The 14,784-nt window shown below is 62.1% G+C and carries 15 protein-coding genes; 5 read left to right on the top strand and 10 right to left on the bottom strand.

Features of this window, described 5'->3' with window-relative positions; genetic code table 11:
* Positions 1–141: 141 nt before the first annotated feature.
* The 8 genes from L2D14_07390 to cysE form a co-directional block, all read right to left on the bottom strand.
* Complete coding sequence (locus L2D14_07390) at positions 142–741, bottom strand: SUF system Fe-S cluster assembly protein (GenBank protein WNK01659.1); 600 nt, start codon at positions 739–741, stop codon at positions 142–144.
* Positions 741–2,012, bottom strand: a complete 1,272-nt coding sequence (locus L2D14_07385) for a cysteine desulfurase (GenBank protein ID WNK01243.1) — start codon at positions 2,010–2,012, stop codon at positions 741–743. Before L2D14_07385 ends, L2D14_07390 begins: the two co-directional genes overlap by 1 nt.
* Positions 2,012–3,343 (bottom strand): Fe-S cluster assembly protein SufD, encoded by a 1,332-nt coding sequence (sufD, locus tag L2D14_07380; GenBank protein ID WNK01242.1) that lies wholly within the window; start codon positions 3,341–3,343, stop codon positions 2,012–2,014. The genes L2D14_07385 and sufD overlap by 1 nt, the downstream gene beginning before the upstream one ends.
* Positions 3,343–4,092: a Fe-S cluster assembly ATPase SufC gene (gene sufC / locus L2D14_07375; GenBank protein ID WNK01241.1), complete on the bottom strand. Its 750-nt coding sequence runs from the start codon at positions 4,090–4,092 to the stop codon at positions 3,343–3,345. The genes sufD and sufC overlap by 1 nt, the downstream gene beginning before the upstream one ends.
* 115 nt (positions 4,093–4,207) lie before the next feature.
* Positions 4,208–5,674 carry a Fe-S cluster assembly protein SufB gene (gene sufB / locus L2D14_07370; protein WNK01240.1) on the bottom strand — a complete coding sequence of 489 codons (1,467 nt, stop codon included), beginning with the start codon at positions 5,672–5,674 and terminating at the stop codon, positions 4,208–4,210.
* A 31-nt stretch (positions 5,675–5,705) separates the two neighbouring features.
* Positions 5,706–6,824 carry a cysteine desulfurase family protein gene (locus L2D14_07365; GenBank protein ID WNK01239.1) on the bottom strand — a complete coding sequence of 373 codons (1,119 nt, stop codon included), beginning with the start codon at positions 6,822–6,824 and terminating at the stop codon, positions 5,706–5,708.
* 17 nt (positions 6,825–6,841) lie between these two features.
* The gene (locus L2D14_07360) at positions 6,842–7,315 is read right to left on the bottom strand and encodes an Rrf2 family transcriptional regulator (GenBank protein ID WNK01238.1); all 474 of its coding nucleotides are present in this window, start codon (positions 7,313–7,315) and stop codon (positions 6,842–6,844) included.
* 53 nt (positions 7,316–7,368) lie between these two features.
* Positions 7,369–8,139 (bottom strand): serine O-acetyltransferase, encoded by a 771-nt coding sequence (gene cysE / locus L2D14_07355; GenBank protein ID WNK01237.1) that lies wholly within the window; start codon positions 8,137–8,139, stop codon positions 7,369–7,371.
* Positions 8,140–8,383: 244 nt separating this feature from the next.
* Here cysE and L2D14_07350 point away from each other — a divergent pair, with 244 nt between their 5' ends.
* A complete protein-coding gene (locus tag L2D14_07350; protein ID WNK01236.1) occupies positions 8,384–9,031 on the top strand; it encodes an alpha/beta hydrolase in 648 nt (215 codons plus the stop codon).
* Positions 9,032–9,088: 57 nt separating this feature from the next.
* Here the strand turns inward: L2D14_07350 and L2D14_07345 are convergent, their stop codons facing one another.
* The gene (locus L2D14_07345) at positions 9,089–10,309 is read right to left on the bottom strand and encodes a crosslink repair DNA glycosylase YcaQ family protein (GenBank protein ID WNK01235.1); all 1,221 of its coding nucleotides are present in this window, start codon (positions 10,307–10,309) and stop codon (positions 9,089–9,091) included.
* Positions 10,310–10,539: 230 nt separating this feature from the next.
* Complete coding sequence (locus tag L2D14_07340; GenBank protein WNK01658.1) at positions 10,540–11,634, bottom strand: anhydro-N-acetylmuramic acid kinase; 1,095 nt, start codon at positions 11,632–11,634, stop codon at positions 10,540–10,542.
* An 80-nt stretch (positions 11,635–11,714) separates the two neighbouring features.
* On the opposite strand from L2D14_07340, the gene tyrS reads away from it, so the two are divergent.
* From tyrS to L2D14_07320, 4 genes are all read left to right on the top strand, one after another.
* Positions 11,715–12,968: a tyrosine--tRNA ligase gene (gene tyrS / locus L2D14_07335; protein ID WNK01234.1), complete on the top strand. Its 1,254-nt coding sequence runs from the start codon at positions 11,715–11,717 to the stop codon at positions 12,966–12,968.
* A gap of 138 nt (positions 12,969–13,106) precedes the next feature.
* A complete protein-coding gene (locus tag L2D14_07330; GenBank protein ID WNK01233.1) occupies positions 13,107–13,406 on the top strand; it encodes a metalloregulator ArsR/SmtB family transcription factor in 300 nt (99 codons plus the stop codon).
* Positions 13,403–14,476: a permease gene (locus tag L2D14_07325; protein WNK01232.1), complete on the top strand. Its 1,074-nt coding sequence runs from the start codon at positions 13,403–13,405 to the stop codon at positions 14,474–14,476. Before L2D14_07330 ends, L2D14_07325 begins: the two co-directional genes overlap by 4 nt.
* Before the next feature lie 12 nt (positions 14,477–14,488).
* On the top strand, positions 14,489–14,725 hold the full coding sequence (locus L2D14_07320) for a thioredoxin family protein (GenBank protein WNK01231.1): 237 nt from the start codon (positions 14,489–14,491) through the stop codon (positions 14,723–14,725).
* Positions 14,726–14,784: the final 59 nt, after the last annotated feature.

Raw genomic sequence — 14,784 nt, 5'->3', positions numbered from 1 at the left:
TCCGTTCTGATTCCGAGTTCAACCCGTTCATCCTTCGAGACACTCGCTTTGTTCGCTCATCAGGATGCGGTTTGTAAATTCATCCTCATGCTGATGAGCCCCGGACCCTATCCGGGGCGTCTCGAAGCATCAGGCGAGCGCCTAGAACCCCATACCGAGCGCCAGCTTGGCGTCCTCGCTCATGCGTTCGGGCGTCCATTGCGGCTCCCACACCAAAGTTACTTCGATCTCACCGGCGCCGTCCACGTCCTCGACGGCGCGCGCCACCATGCCCGGCATTTCGCCCGCCACCGGGCAGCCCGGCGCGGTCAGGGTCATATCGATCTTGATGAACCCCTTGTCGTCGATGTCGAGCCCGTAAATCAGGCCGAGGTCATAGATATTCACCGGAATTTCCGGATCGTAGACGGTTTGCAGGGCGGCAACGATGGCTTCTTCGCTGGCCGGTGCGACCCCCGCTTCGAGCGGCTTGCCGCCGGTTGCCTTGAATTCCTCGTTCGGATCGACAGGGGAATAGTCAAACCCCGGAATCCCGCTCGGCCCGCCCGGCGTCATGCCATGCGGCCCGTGCGACATCGACGACGGCGGCACAAAGGTGTCGCGCTCGGGCGCGGTGCGCGGCTGCAGGGAATCGCGGACCTTCTGCTCGGCGGCCGTTATCTCTTCCGCGGACTTTTCTGTTTCGTTGTGATCCACCGTATTTTCCTTTTCAGCGTCTTTCTTTTTGAACAGTCCGAACATCACGCAAACATCTCTTTCACCACCAAAAGCGAGTCGTAAAGCGCGTCGATTTCTTCCTTGGTGTTGTAGAGCCCGAATGAGGCGCGCGCCGTGCCGGGAATGCCGAAGCGGTCCATCAGCGGCTGCGCGCAGTGATGGCCGACACGCACCGCGACACCGGCGCGGTCAATGATGGTGCCGATATCGGAGATGTGCGCATCGTCCATGACGAACGACACGATAGAGGCCTTCTCGTCCGCATTGCCGACGATCTTCAGGCCCTCGATCGCGGAAAGCCGTTCGGTGCAGTAATGCAGCAAACCCATCTCGTGCGCGTGAATGTTTTCAAGGCCGACGCCTTCCACGTAGTCCACGGCAGCGCCGAAACCGATCGCCTCGACAATCGCGGGTGTGCCCGCCTCGAAGCGATGCGGGGTGTCCTGGAACGTGGTTTCGGCGAACGTCACACGGTCGATCATGTCGCCGCCGCCCTGATACGGCGGCATCGAATTCAAAAGATCCTTCGGCGCCCACAGGATACCGGACCCGGTCGGCCCGTACAGCTTGTGGCTTGAAAAGACATAGAAATCAGCGCCCAGCGTCTGCACGTCGATTTTCGTGTGCGGCACCGCCTGACAACCGTCGAGCAGCACTTTCGCGCCGACCGCATGGGCCTTGGCGATGATTTCGGCGACCGGCAACACGGTCCCCAGCACGTTCGAGATATGCGCCACGGAAACGATCTTGGTTTTCGCCGACAGCAGTTCGTCGAACTGATCCATGCGGAAATTACCGTCGTCGTCGCAGTCGACGACCTTGATGACAATGCCCTTTTCGGCGCGCAGCAACTGCCACGGCACGATGTTGGCGTGGTGTTCCATGACGCTGACGATGACCTCGTCGCCGGCGTTCAGGTATTTGCGGCCATAGCTGGCGGCAACCAGGTTGATCGCTTCGGTACCGCCCTTGGTGAACACGACCTCGTGGTGGTCGGGCGCATTCAGGAACTTCGCGATCTTGTGGCGCGCCTGCTCGTAAGCGTCGGTCGAAAGCTGGCTCATGCGGTGATTGCCGCGATGCACGTTGGAGTAATAGTGCTCCATGCAGTCCGTCATCGCCTCGATGACCTGACGCGGCTTCTGCGCGCTGGCGCCGTTGTCGAGATACACCAGCGGCTTGTCGTAAACCGTTTCGCCCAGGATCGGAAAATCTTCGCGGATGCGCGCCACGTCATAGGCGTGCATGGAGTTATCGCCCGCCCCTGCGCCCGCTTTTGCGGCCAGTTCGTTCATCAGGCCGACTCCTTCCACTCACCGGCGAGATAGCAGTGCGCCGGCAGCCAGTGCACGACCCGGTCGAGGAAGGCTTCGCGGACCGTCTCGTCGGTGATTTCATTAAGCGCATCGCCGAGGAACGACTGCACCAGCATGTTACGCGCCAGCGCTTCGGGGATACCGCGGGACCGCAGATAGAACAGCGCCGTGGTGTCGAGCTGGCCGCTGGTCGCACCGTGCGCGCACTGCACGTCGTCGGCGTAGATTTCCAGTTCCGGCTTCATGTCTATTTCGGCACTGTTGGACAGCAGCAGTGTCTTGTTGAGCATGCGGCCGTCGGCTTTCTGCGCATCGCGGGCGACGTGAATCTTGCCCTGGAAGACGGCCCGCGCCTCGTCGTCCAGCACGCCCTTGAAGACCTGCTTGCAGGTGGTGTGCGGCACCGCCATGTCGATATACGACGTGTTGTCGCAGTGTTCGTTGCCGCGCATCATGTACGCCCCGTGATAGCCCGAATGCGCGCCTTCACCGGCCAACGTGATCCATGCCTCGGTTCTGGACAGCAGCCCGCCGATGGCAAGCCCGAAGCTTTCATAGGTCGCATCGCGGCCGACGCGCGCATGCACGGTCGAGACGTGCGTCGCTTGAATGTTTTCCGCCTGCACTCGGTAATGCTTGAAGATCGCCCCGTCGGCGACATCGATTTCCGTCGCCGAATTGGCGAAATAGGCGCCGACCCCGCGCCCGACGTGATGCTTTACCAGCGTTGCCTGCGCGCCAGATTCGAGAACGATCAGATTGCGCGGGAAATAGGCAATCGGCGCGCTCGTCAGACCGCCGACGTAAACCACTTCGAGCGGTTTGCCGAGCACGACGCCCTTGGCGACATGCAGAACGAAACCGCTGTCCATCATCGCGTCGTTGAGCGCCAGCATCGCCTGGTTGGTATCGCCGGCAACGCGGCCCAGATGCGCTTCCACCCAATCGGGATCCGCGGACAGGATATCCTCGAGCGCGCCGAAGCGAACCCCCGCCGGCAGATCGGCAATGTCGCTCAGATCGGCGCGCAGCTTGCCGTCGACGAAAACGAGGCGCGCGGCAACATCGCCGATGCTCGGCAGGTCGCTGATCTTCGTTTCATCGCCGGCGCCGGAAATCGGCGAATAGCAGGTGTCGTCCAGCGGCCTGAGCCGCGTATACTTCCAGCTTTCCAGCTTCGGCGTCGGCAACCCGAGTTCGGCGAACCGCTCGGCCCCGGCCAGCCGCCGGGCCTTCAACCAGGCGAGGTCGTCACCGGGCAGCACCCGGTTGCCGCTCAACCCGCCATCGAGGAACGAAACAGCCGTCATCAGGCAGCCTCCCCGACGAAGTCGGCGTAGCCTTTTTCTTCCAGTTCCAGCGCCAGCTCCTTGCCGCCGGTTTTCTGAATTTGCCCGTTGGCCAGCACGTGCACCTTGTCGGGCACGATGTAATCCAAAAGCCGCTGATAGTGCGTGATGACGAGGCTTGAGCGTTCCGGCGAGCGCAGCGCATTGACGCCGTCGGCGACGATTTTCAGTGCGTCGATATCGAGGCCCGAGTCGGTCTCGTCGAGGATCGCCAGCTTCGGCTCCAGCACCGCCATCTGCAGCACTTCGTTGCGTTTTTTCTCGCCGCCCGAGAAACCGACATTGACGGCGCGTTTCAGCATCTCGTCGGACATGTTCAGTTCCTTGGTCTTGGCGCGCAGCATCTTGATGAACTGGATTTTGTCCAGCTCGTCCTCGCCACGATAACGGCGCACCGCATTGATCGCTTCGTTGAGGAATGTCGAGTTCGGCACGCCGGGAATTTCCACCGGATACTGAAACGCCAGGAAGATGCCCTTGGCGGCGCGCTCTTCGGGCTCGAGATCGGTCAGGTCCTCACCTTCGTAGATGATCCGCCCGCCGGTCACTTCATAACCTTCGCGCCCGGCCAGCACATACGACAGCGTCGATTTGCCGGAGCCGTTCGGTCCCATGATGGCGTGCACTTCGCCCGGCATCACGGTCAGGTTGACCCCCTTGAGGATTTCGGTGCCGCCGACGGTGGCGTGCAGATCTTTGATTTCCAACATGCGTATTCGTCCTTGTTTGCTCTCTATTCGTCATCCTGAACTTGATTCAGGATCCATATTTCATTGCGCCCATGGGCCCTGAATCGAGTTCAGGGCGACGGGGTGTAATTCATCGTCAGCCGACACTTCCTTCAAGCGAGATGCCGACAAGCTTTTGCGCTTCGACGGCGAATTCCATCGGCAACTGCTGCAACACTTCGCGGCAGAAACCGTTGACCACCAGCGCCACCGCTGCTTCGGCCGGAATGCCGCGCTGACGCAGATAGAAAAGCTGATCCTCGGATATCGTCGAGGTCGTCGCCTCGTGCTCGACAATGGCGGCTTTGTTCCTGCTTTCGATATACGGCACCGTGTGCGCGCCGCACTTGTCGCCGATCAGCAAAGAGTCGCACTGCGTGTAGTTACGCGCGCCCTCGGCCTTCGGCGAGATTTTGACCAGCCCGCGATAGGTCTGGTCCGATTTCCCCGCCGAAATGCCCTTGGAAATGATCCGGGATGTGGTGTTCTTGCCGAGGTGGATCATCTTGGTGCCGGTGTCGGCCTGCTGTGCGTTGTTGGTGATGGCGATGGAATAGAACTCGCCGACCGAATTGTCGCCCTGCAGGATGCAGCTCGGGTACTTCCATGTAATCGCCGAACCGGTCTCAACCTGGGTCCAGGAAATCTTCGAGTTTTTGCCCCGGCAGGCACCGCGCTTGGTGACGAAGTTGTAGATGCCGCCCTTGCCGTCCTCGTCGCCCGGATACCAGTTCTGCACCGTCGAGTACTTGATTTCGGCATCGTCCAGCGCCACCAGTTCGACGACCGCGGCATGCAGCTGGTTTTCGTCGCGCATCGGTGCCGTGCAGCCTTCGAGGTAGCTGACGTAAGATTCCTTGTCGGCGACGATCAGCGTGCGCTCGAACTGGCCGGTGTTCATTTCGTTGATACGGAAGTACGTCGACAGTTCCATCGGGCATTTGACACCGGGCGGAATGTAGACGAACGAGCCATCGGTGAAGACCGCCGAGTTCAGGCACGCGTGCTTGTTGTCGGCCATCGGCACCACGGTGCCGAGATACTTGCGCACCAGATCGGGGCAGCGTTCCAGCGCTTCGGAGATCGGGCAGAAAATGACGCCGACCTCTTCCAGCTTTTTCTTGAACGTGGTGGCGACGGACACGCTGTCGAACACGTAATCGACGGCGACGTTGGAGACACCGGCCAGCACTTCCTGTTCCCTGATCGGGATGCCGAGCTTCTCGTAGGTCGCCAGCAGCTCCGGATCGACTTCGTCCAGGCTTTTCGGGCGGTCGTCGTCGCTCTTGGGCGCCGAATAATAGTGGTACTGCTGATAGTCGATCGGCGGGAACTGCACCTTCGACCACTGCGGCTCGGGCATTTCCAGCCAGCGGCGATAGGCCTTCAGACGCCATTCGAGCAGCCATGCCGGCTCGTTCTTCTTGGCCGAGATGAAGCGCACGATATCTTCGCTCAGCCCCATCGGCGCCTTGTCGGCGGCGATGTCGGTGACGAAGCCGTACTTGTACTTCTCGCCCGATATCGAATGGACCTGGTCGACTGTTTCGGCAGTTGCTGACATGTTCGTCTTTTCCTTTAAAGTCTTTGTCGTCTCATGCCGCGGCCTCTTTCGAGGCAGCGCGGGTGCGTAGCGAGCGCCACGCATTGATGAATTTCTGCACATCGTCGGCGGTGTTCGACAGACCCAGCGAGACACGCACCGCCTCGGCGGCTTCCGTCTTCGTCGCCCCCATGGCCAGAAGGACGTGGCTCGGCTCGACCTTGCCCGATGAGCACGCCGATCCGGCGCTGACGGCGATGCCCGCCAGATCGAAAGCCATGACCTGGGTTTCCGCGCTGACACCCGGCATGGCGATGCAGGTCGTATTGGCAAGCCGCTCGGCACCGGCCCCGTAAACGCGGGCGTCACCGCCGAGCGCGCTTTCGATACCGTCCCTCAGCCCGGCCAGTTTGGAAAAGCCGGCGACGCTGTCGAGGGCGGCGGCACAGGCGGCGCCGAACCCTGAAATCCCGATGAGGTTTTCCGTTCCGGCGCGGCGGCGGCGTTCCTGCCCTCCGCCCCGGATCAGCGGTTCGAAGGCGACGCCGTCCTTGACGACGATTGCGCCCACGCCCTGCGGACCGCCGAACTTATGCGCGCTGAGCGAAAGCGCATCGCAATAGGCGGTGATTTCGAACAACGGCCGCTTTGCTGCCCATTGAATGGCATCGACATGCAACAGGGCATCGTGGGCCTTGGTAATCGCGGCGATCTCGGCGATCGGCTGTACGACGCCGGTTTCGTTGTTCGCCGCCATAACGGAAACCAGCACCCGGCCCTCTGCGCCTTCAAGCATCTCCGACAAGGCATCCAGCCTGAGCACGCCGCTGGCGTCGACCGGCACGCGGCGCGCATCCGGTGCGGCATCCAGAACCGAGGCATGCTCGATCGCGCTGGTCGCGACAAATGCTGCCGGAATACCCCTGAGAATCGTGTTGTTCGCTTCGGACCCGCCGGACGTGAAGATCACGTTCTGCGGCGCGACCCCGGCCAGTTCGCCGACACTGGCGCGCGCATCCTCGATGATCCTGCGGGCTTCGCGGCCGAAGCCGTGTACCGACGATGCATTGCCTGTCAGCTCCCCAGCAACCCCCATGGCACGCGCCATGGCGTCGCGGGCAGCATGGCCCAGCGGCGTCGTCGCGTTATGATCGAGGTAACAGGCGGTCATCGGTGCAGCTCTTTAACTTATTCGCCGGCGGCGATGTGCTGTTCGCGGCCTTCGGCAAACAAAACGCCGCTGGAACCGAGCACGCGGCGCGTTGCAACATCCTCAAGCGAGACCGTGCTCAGGAACAGATAGATCTGGTTGCCGAGTTCTTCCCACAGGTCATGCGTCAGACAGCGTTGCTGGCGCCCCTGACAGCCCGACGGGCTGCCCGGTGTACAACGCGTCGCCTTGATCGGCTCGTCGACGGCCATGATGACGTCGGCGACACGGATTTCCGACGGCGCACGGGCCAGCAGATAACCGCCACCGGGTCCACGAACGCTTTTGACGAGGTGGCCGCGGCGCAGCCGTCCGAACAGTTGCTCGAGATATGACAGCGAGATTTCCTGACGCTCCGCCACATCGGCCAGCGCAATCGGCTTGCCATCGGCATGGGTCGCGAGATCGACCATCGCCATCACGGCATAACGTCCCTTGGTTGAGAGTTTCACGGTTTCGCTCCTTTGCGTTTCATGCCCCTGATACAGATCTGATACAGACTTGATCAGGCGACAGAGGATTTACGGCTGCCCTTACCGTCATCTTGGCCATTGTCTTTGTCTTCGTCCTTGCCATCGAGTTCCTTACGCAGCGCGTCGCGTTCGGATTCCAGTTCGTCGACCCGGCCTTTCAATTCGCTCAGGCTCTGGCGCATCTGGTCGAGAACCTGTTGCACCGGATCGGGGACACCTTCCGGCATCGTCGCATAGGCGCGGAACTCAGCGGCCTTCGACTTGTCCTTCGGCATGATGATCCGGGCCGGGATGCCGACCGCCGTGACGTTCGCCGGCACATCCGACGTCACCACCGCGTTGGCGCCGACGCGCGCGCAGTCGCCGACCGTGATGGGACCCAGGATCTGTGCGCCCGAACCGACGATGACATTATTGCCAAGCGTCGGATGGCGTTTGACGCCGACCTGCGTATGGCTGTCGACGCTCGGCGCTACACCGCCCAGCGTGACGTCGTGATACAGCGTTACGTTATCGCCGATCTCGGCGGTTTCACCGACCACGACACCGGCGCCATGGTCGATCACAAAGCAGCAGCCGATGGTCGCACCGGGGTGTATTTCGATGCCCGTGAACAGGCGCCCGAACTGCGAAACCAGGCGCCCGAGAAAGCGCAGGTTCATGCCCCACAGCCAATGTGCGATGCGATAAAACACCACGGCATGGAAGCCCTGATACAAAATGACCACTTCCAGTCTCGAACGCGCAGCGGGGTCGCGCTCAAGAAAGGCGTCCAGGTCGGCCTTTAATCTCTTGAAAAGCATGGCATGATCTTTATCTTCTCTTCGCCCTTGGCGATTACATGGGGTTGCGCTATCGCCCGGACACGACGATGTCATGGTGGATAAGCGCAATTTCTTAGGGGTTATATAAGAAAGCTGAGTAACGCGGTCAAGTATTTACGCGTAATTTTACCGATGCCGAACAGGCACAAATCAAGGCTTCTTTTGTAATTAACCGACAATTGCGGTCGACTTTTTTAATTCGTTCTAAGTGAGGTTCCCACCCATGCCCGACGTGATATTCAACGGACCGGAAGGCCGCCTGGAAGGCCGCTACCAGCATGCGAAGCGCGATGATGCGCCGGTCGCGCTGATTTTGCACCCCCATCCGCAACATGGCGGCACCATGAACAACAAGGTCGTGTATTCGCTTTATCACGCCTTTTCGAGGCGCGGTTTCTCGACGCTGCGCTTCAATTTTCGCGGTGTCGGACGCAGCCAGGGCGAATTCGACAGCGGTCTGGGTGAGCTTTCCGACGCCGCCGCCGCGCTCGACTGGATGCAGGGTCACAACCCGAACGCCACCGGCTGCTGGATCGCCGGATTCTCGTTTGGCGCCTGGATCGCCATGCAGTTGATGATGCGCCGCCCGGAAATCAACGGCTTCATCGCCATTGCCCCGCCCGCCAGCATCCACGATTTCTCGTTCCTGGCCCCCTGCCCGGCATCCGGGCTGATGGTGCACGGCGACAGCGACGACATCATTCCCGAAGATTCCGTGGCCAAGCTCGCCGACAAGCTCGGCAAGCAGAAGAACATCACCATCGACTATAATGTGGTGAAGGGCTGCGACCATTTCTTCCGCGAGCACATGGATACGCTGGAAAAGCACGTCGAAAAGTATCTCGACACGAATCTGGTTCCGGCCGAGTAAGCCCCCGCTCCCTGGGGAGAGGGTGGCGCGCTTGCGTGCCGGGTGAGGGGATGCCGGTTAAGACGGCCGCAGCCAGCCGCCTTGAAACCGGACTTCAGATAACCCGACCAGCTTGCGCATACGCTCGAGCGCGCCGTTCATGCGCGCCATGCGGCCTTTACCGAATTGGACGCCCGGCTCGGGCCAGACGGAACTGACCACAAGCGCATCTTCGGCGCGTTCCGCCTTCATCTCCATACGGCCGATCATCCGTTCCCCGTCCAGCAGCGGAAAAACGTAATAGCCATATGTGCGCTCGGGCGCCGGGACGAATATCTCGATCCGGTAGTCGAAATCGAACAGGTGCTTCAGGCGTTTGCGGTCGCGGATGACGGGATCGAACGGGTTGAGAATCCGCAGGCGCTCGGCCGGTTGCCCTGCGTCGGCGAGGTGCATTTCAATATCGGCGAATGCATAGAGTTTGCGCGGCGCGCCGTCACCGGCACCGTGCACACGAACCTCGACGATGTCCCCGCCAAGCCGCGCGTCGCACCACGCCTTGGCTTCGGCGGCCGTGATATTGCCCCAATAACCGGCGATCTCGCCCGCCGTGCCGAAGCCGAGGCGGCTCAGCGCCTCGCGGCAGGACCAGTCGATAAAGGCGTCCGCCGAGGGTTCGGGCCCGCGATAGGCGTCGGGGATCACACGTTCGGTCAGGTCATAGGCTTTCTGAAACCCGCGCCGGTGACAGATGCACAGGCTCCCCGTGCGCCAATGATATTCCAGCGCCGTCTTCGACGGCTTCCAGTTCCACCATGCGCCGCCTTCCGCCGCACCCGAAGGATCGCGGCTGTCCGCCATTTCGCGCGACGTAATCGGCCCGCCCGCCGCCGCGTGCGCCAGCACATGGTCCAGTTCGCTTTGATGATCGGCACCCTGCCGACCGGCCCAGCGCCTGGCCAGACGGGAGCGTTCGCGTTCAAAGCGGCCCTTCCAGACCGGGAAAAACTCGACCGGCAGGATCGCTGCGTCATGGGTCCAGTTCTCGAACAGCATGCGGTCGGTTTCGATCAGCCGGTGCAAATCCTTTTGCCGGTAGCCGTCCCAGCGGCTCGCCAGAATCATGTGATGCGCGCGCTCGACCCACTGTATGGAATCGACCTGAACGAAGCCGAGCCTGCGGATCAATTCCAGCAAGCCGTCGCGGCCCAAGCGCCGGCGCGGGCTTTCCGCCAACCCCTGCAGATCAAGGACCAGCCGGCGCGCGTCAGAAGCGGAGATGTCGAGAGGCGTCGTCATGGGGCGTGATCGAACCCGCACCGGGCGGGAGAGTCAATCGGCGGGATGTTATTAATACCGTCATCCCGGACACGGATTTCCCCCGAGCGCAGGCGAGGTCGGGAAAGCCAGCGATCCGGGACCCATCCCGACACCGCGCCAAGCCCATCGATGGGTCCCGGGTCGCAAGGATCGCATCTGAACGCAGATCGCGTTCAGGCGATGCCTAACGCCCGGGATGACGATTAATGTTAAGGCCTGTGCAGCACACCGCCCGGCATCGGCTCAGAGACGCCGGTCGTCGACGGCAGGCTGAGCGGCAGGCCGTACATCGATCTGACGGCGAGGTAGGCGAACGCCTGCGCCTCCATGGCATCGCCGGACCAGCCGACGCCCTCGACCGGTTCCACCGGGCGGTCCAGTGCGCGGCGGAGGTCCGCCATCATCACCGGATTGTGCCGCCCGCCGCCGGTCACCAGCCAGCGTTCGGGGAGTGCGGGCAGCATGTCCTGTGCGCGCGCCACGGCATAGGCCGAGAACGCGACCAGCGTCGCCGCGCCGTCTTCCAGCGACAGCCCCATCACCGGCGACGGATCGAAGTGATCGCGGTCCAGCGACTTCGGGTACGGCTGGTCGAAATAATCGTTGGCCAGCAGTTCCGCCAACACATCCTCGTCGATGCGGCCCTGCCGCGCGATTTGACCGTCCTCGTCCATCGGCTTGCCGGTCTGGGCCAACACCCAGTCATCGACCAGTGCGTTCGCCGGGCCGGTGTCGAAGGCGACGATGCCGCCGTCCGGGCTGATCCACGTCAGGTTGCCGACACCGCCCAGATTGAGCACACTAATCGGCGGCGCCAGCGGCTTCGCCAGCGCGGCGTGATAGAGCGGCGCGAACGGCGCCCCCTCGCCCCCGGCGGCCACGTCGGCGGCGCGGAAATCGTTGACGACGGCAATGTTCAATCGCGACGCCAGCCGGGCGCCGTCGCCCAATTGCACCGTCACGCCGTTCTGTGGGTCGTGAAACACCGTCTGGCCGTGAAAGCCGACGACGTCGACGTCATGTGCACTAAGCCCCGCGCGGCCCATGAAATCCTCGACCGCCTCGGCGTGGGCATCGGTGATATCGCGCACCACGGCACCGAGCGCATCGCCGGGTTCGGGCTTGTGGCCGGCGACCGCCTGCACGCGTTCTCTGAGCCCCTGTTCATATGGATAGGATGCAAAGGCACCCCGCCGCTTGACCGTCTCGCCGTCGCTGTCGATCACGGCGACGTCGATCCCATCCATGGACGTACCGCTCATCAGGCCAATGGCGGTCAGGACCTGTCCTTTTTCGGGCAACATGCTTTCCTCTAGATCGTTGTGCGGTACGGCTTGCATGTGTTAATCATCCGCGCTCTTCATAATAACAGCAAGACCCGAACATGGCCCACTACAAGTCCGATTTTATCACTCGCCTGACCGAACGCCAGTTCATGCATCAATGCACGGACCTGGATGCGCTGGACGAAAAATGCGCCGCGGGCCCGGTCACGGCGTATATCGGCTTCGACTGCACGGCGCCGAGCCTGCACGTGGGCTCGCTGGTGTCGATCATGCTGCTCAGGCTGTTGCAGCAGACCGGGCACAAGCCGATCGTCCTCATGGGCGGCGGCACGACACGGGTCGGCGACCCGTCCGGCAAGGACGAAAGCCGCAAGCTGCTGGATGACGCCGCCATTGCCGCCAACATGGCCGGCATCAAATCGGTGTTTCAGAAATACCTGAGCTTCGGCGACGGCCCGACCGACGCCATCATGGTCAACAATGCCGACTGGCTGGACAGCCTCAATTATGTCGAATTCCTGCGCGATATCGGCCCGCACTTCACCATCAACCGCATGCTCAGCTTCGACAGCGTCAAGCTGCGCCTCGAGCGCGAGCAGCCGCTGACGTTCCTTGAGTTCAACTACATGATCCTGCAGGCCTACGACTTCGTCGAGCTTGCCAAGCGCAACGGTTGCGCGTTGCAGATGGGCGGCTCGGATCAGTGGGGCAACATCGTCAACGGCGTTGAGTTGGGCCGCCGCGTTGCCGATAAACACCTGTTCGGCCTGACCACGCCGCTTTTGACGACCGCGTCGGGCGCGAAGATGGGCAAGACCGCCGACGGCGCGGTGTGGCTCAACGAAGACGCGCTCAGCCACTACGATTACTGGCAGTACTGGCGCAACACCGAGGACGCCGACGTCGGCAAGTTCCTGCGCCTGTTCACCGAACTGCCGATGGACGAGATCGCCCGCCTCGAAGCACTTGAGGGTGCGGAGATCAACGACGCCAAGAAAATACTCGCCGACGAAGCCACCAAGCTATGCCGGGGCGCCGACGCCGCGGCGGAAGCCCGCAAGACGGCGGAGACCACCTTCGAGCAGGGCGGCATGGGCGAGACGCTGCCCAGCGTCGACGTGCCGCGCGCCGAGATCGAGGCCGGCGTCGGTATCCTGACGCTGTTCACGCAGGCCGGTCTGGCGTCATCCAACGGTGACGCACGGCGCCTGATCAAGGGCGGCGGCGCCAAGATCAACGACGAAGCCATCAGCGACGTCAACGCGAGCGCCTCGCTCGGTGATCTCAACGCCGAAGGCGTGATCAAGCTGTCGGCGGGCAAGAAGCGCCACGCCCTGATCAAGCCTGTCTGATCGCGGCTTCTTAAATCACCCCCCTTGTCCGGCCGGGAATCCTCGACACCTGCAAGCCAGGCGTGCCCCGCGTTGGCGCTTTATGAGCATCTGATATAGATCAATGCGCATATGCTCTCACCCGCATATACATGAACCATGCAGGAAATATTGAACGCCATTGCCGATCCGACCCGCCGCGCCGCGCTTACGCTGCTGTGGAGCGGGAAAGAGTATTGTGTCTGCGAACTGATGCAGCGGCTTGACGCAACGCAAAGCCGGATGTCCCGGCACATGAAGGTGCTGCGCGACGCCGGTCTCGTGCTCGACAGACGCGATGCGCAATGGGTCCGTTATCGGCGCGACATGACCCTCGCGCCCGAATTGGCCGCTGTGATCGATGCGGTCCTGGTCGCCGAGCGCGCCTCTGGAAGGCCGCCTAAAAGGAATGCCGCATGACCGCCAAAACACATGACACCGGCCCTTACCCTGAATCAGCGCCCCCTGAAACAACGACATGGCCTTGGTATGTGGGCTTGCCGCTGGCCATGCTGGCGTGGTGGCTGGTTTATGGGCAATTGGTCCCGTTTGCTGAGTGGGTGACGTCGCTGTTTCCCGTACAGCGCGACAGCCACACCGGCGCCGCCATTGCTTTCTTTTTCTACGACGTACCGAAGGTGTTGCTGTTGCTCGGCGGCATTGTCTTTGTGACCGGCGTCCTGCGCAGTTGGTTCAGCCCCGAGAAGACACGGGCGATCCTTGCCGGCAAGAATGAGATCCTCGGCTATCCCCTGGCGGCGCTCTTGGGCGTGCTGACGCCGTTCTGTTCATGCTCGTCGGTGCCGCTTTTCATCGGGTTCGTTTCAGCGGGCATCCCGCTCGGCGTGACTTTTTCCTTCCTGATCGCCGGTCCGATGGTGGGACCGGTCGGGCTAGGACTGCTTTACGGTCTGGTCGGCTGGGAGATCGCCTCGATCTACCTCGTCTTCGGCTTCACCATCGCCACGATCGCGGGGTTCGTTATGGGCCGCATGGGGCTGGAACGGTATCTGCAGGACTGGGTTCGCGAATTGAATGCCGGCACTGTGGGCGAATTGGCGGATGAGCGGCTGACGCTGGTCGATCGGCTTAAAATCGGTGTTGAGCAGGTTCGCGAGATCGTCGGAAAGGTCTGGATTTGGGTGCTGATCGGCATTGCCATCGGCGCGGCGATCCACGGCTATGTCCCCGAAGAGACGATGCTGCGGATCATGGGTCGCGAGGCGTGGTGGTCCGTGCCGGCAGCCGTCATCATGGGGGTGCCGATGTACACCAACGCGGCCGGCGTCGTCCCCATCGTCGAGGCGCTTCTGGGCAAGGGCGCGGCGCTCGGCACGACCCTCGCGTTCATGATGTCGGTGATCGCGCTCAGCCTGCCCGAGATGATCATCCTCAAGCAGGTGCTGACCCTCCGTCTGATTGCGATCTTCATCGCCGTGGTGTCGATGGGCATTCTCGCCACCGGCTTTCTGTTCAACATCATTCTTTGAAGGGAACCATTCATGAAAACCGTCAAGATTTACGGGTCCGGGTGCAAACGCTGCGAAACCACCGAGACGATGGTCAACGAGGCTGCGGCCAAACTCGGGATCGAGGTCGATGTTGAAAAGGTCACGGATCCGAAATCCATCGCCATGGCGGGTGTGATGTCAACGCCGGGCATCGCGGTCGACGGCAAGCTTGTTCACGCCGGCGGCCTGCCCGGCGCGGCAAAACTCGAAGACTGGCTTTCCGCATGATCCGACGGGGTTAAGGCGAACGCATGGCTGCCCGCCGCGTCGGCACGCGCGCGCCTCAG

It is taken from the genome of Thalassospiraceae bacterium LMO-JJ14, assembly GCA_021555105.2.
GTDB lineage: Bacteria > Pseudomonadota > Alphaproteobacteria > Rhodospirillales > Casp-alpha2 > UBA4479.
Note: the sequence above shows the minus strand (reverse complement) of the source record. Positions and strands in the feature narration are given on the sequence as shown.

Bases quoted from the DNA above. Each gene is read 5' to 3' on its own strand.
- L2D14_07390 (WNK01659.1), bottom strand. From the start codon at position 741: ATGTTCGGACTGTTCAAAAAGAAAGACGCTGAAAAGGAAAATACGGTG.
- L2D14_07330 (WNK01233.1), top strand. From the start codon at position 13,107: ATGCAGGAAATATTGAACGCCATTGCCGATCCGACCCGCCGCGCCGCG.
- L2D14_07320 (WNK01231.1), top strand. From the start codon at position 14,489: ATGAAAACCGTCAAGATTTACGGGTCCGGGTGCAAACGCTGCGAAACC.
- L2D14_07325 (WNK01232.1), top strand. From the start codon at position 13,403: ATGACCGCCAAAACACATGACACCGGCCCTTACCCTGAATCAGCGCCC.
- cysE (WNK01237.1), bottom strand. From the start codon at position 8,139: ATGCTTTTCAAGAGATTAAAGGCCGACCTGGACGCCTTTCTTGAGCGC.
- sufC (WNK01241.1), bottom strand. From the start codon at position 4,092: ATGTTGGAAATCAAAGATCTGCACGCCACCGTCGGCGGCACCGAAATC.
- L2D14_07350 (WNK01236.1), top strand. From the start codon at position 8,384: ATGCCCGACGTGATATTCAACGGACCGGAAGGCCGCCTGGAAGGCCGC.
- L2D14_07345 (WNK01235.1), bottom strand. From the start codon at position 10,309: ATGACGACGCCTCTCGACATCTCCGCTTCTGACGCGCGCCGGCTGGTC.
- sufD (WNK01242.1), bottom strand. From the start codon at position 3,343: ATGACGGCTGTTTCGTTCCTCGATGGCGGGTTGAGCGGCAACCGGGTG.
- tyrS (WNK01234.1), top strand. From the start codon at position 11,715: ATGGCCCACTACAAGTCCGATTTTATCACTCGCCTGACCGAACGCCAG.
- L2D14_07340 (WNK01658.1), bottom strand. From the start codon at position 11,634: ATGTTGCCCGAAAAAGGACAGGTCCTGACCGCCATTGGCCTGATGAGC.
- L2D14_07385 (WNK01243.1), bottom strand. From the start codon at position 2,012: ATGAACGAACTGGCCGCAAAAGCGGGCGCAGGGGCGGGCGATAACTCC.
- L2D14_07365 (WNK01239.1), bottom strand. From the start codon at position 6,824: ATGACCGCCTGTTACCTCGATCATAACGCGACGACGCCGCTGGGCCAT.
- sufB (WNK01240.1), bottom strand. From the start codon at position 5,674: ATGTCAGCAACTGCCGAAACAGTCGACCAGGTCCATTCGATATCGGGC.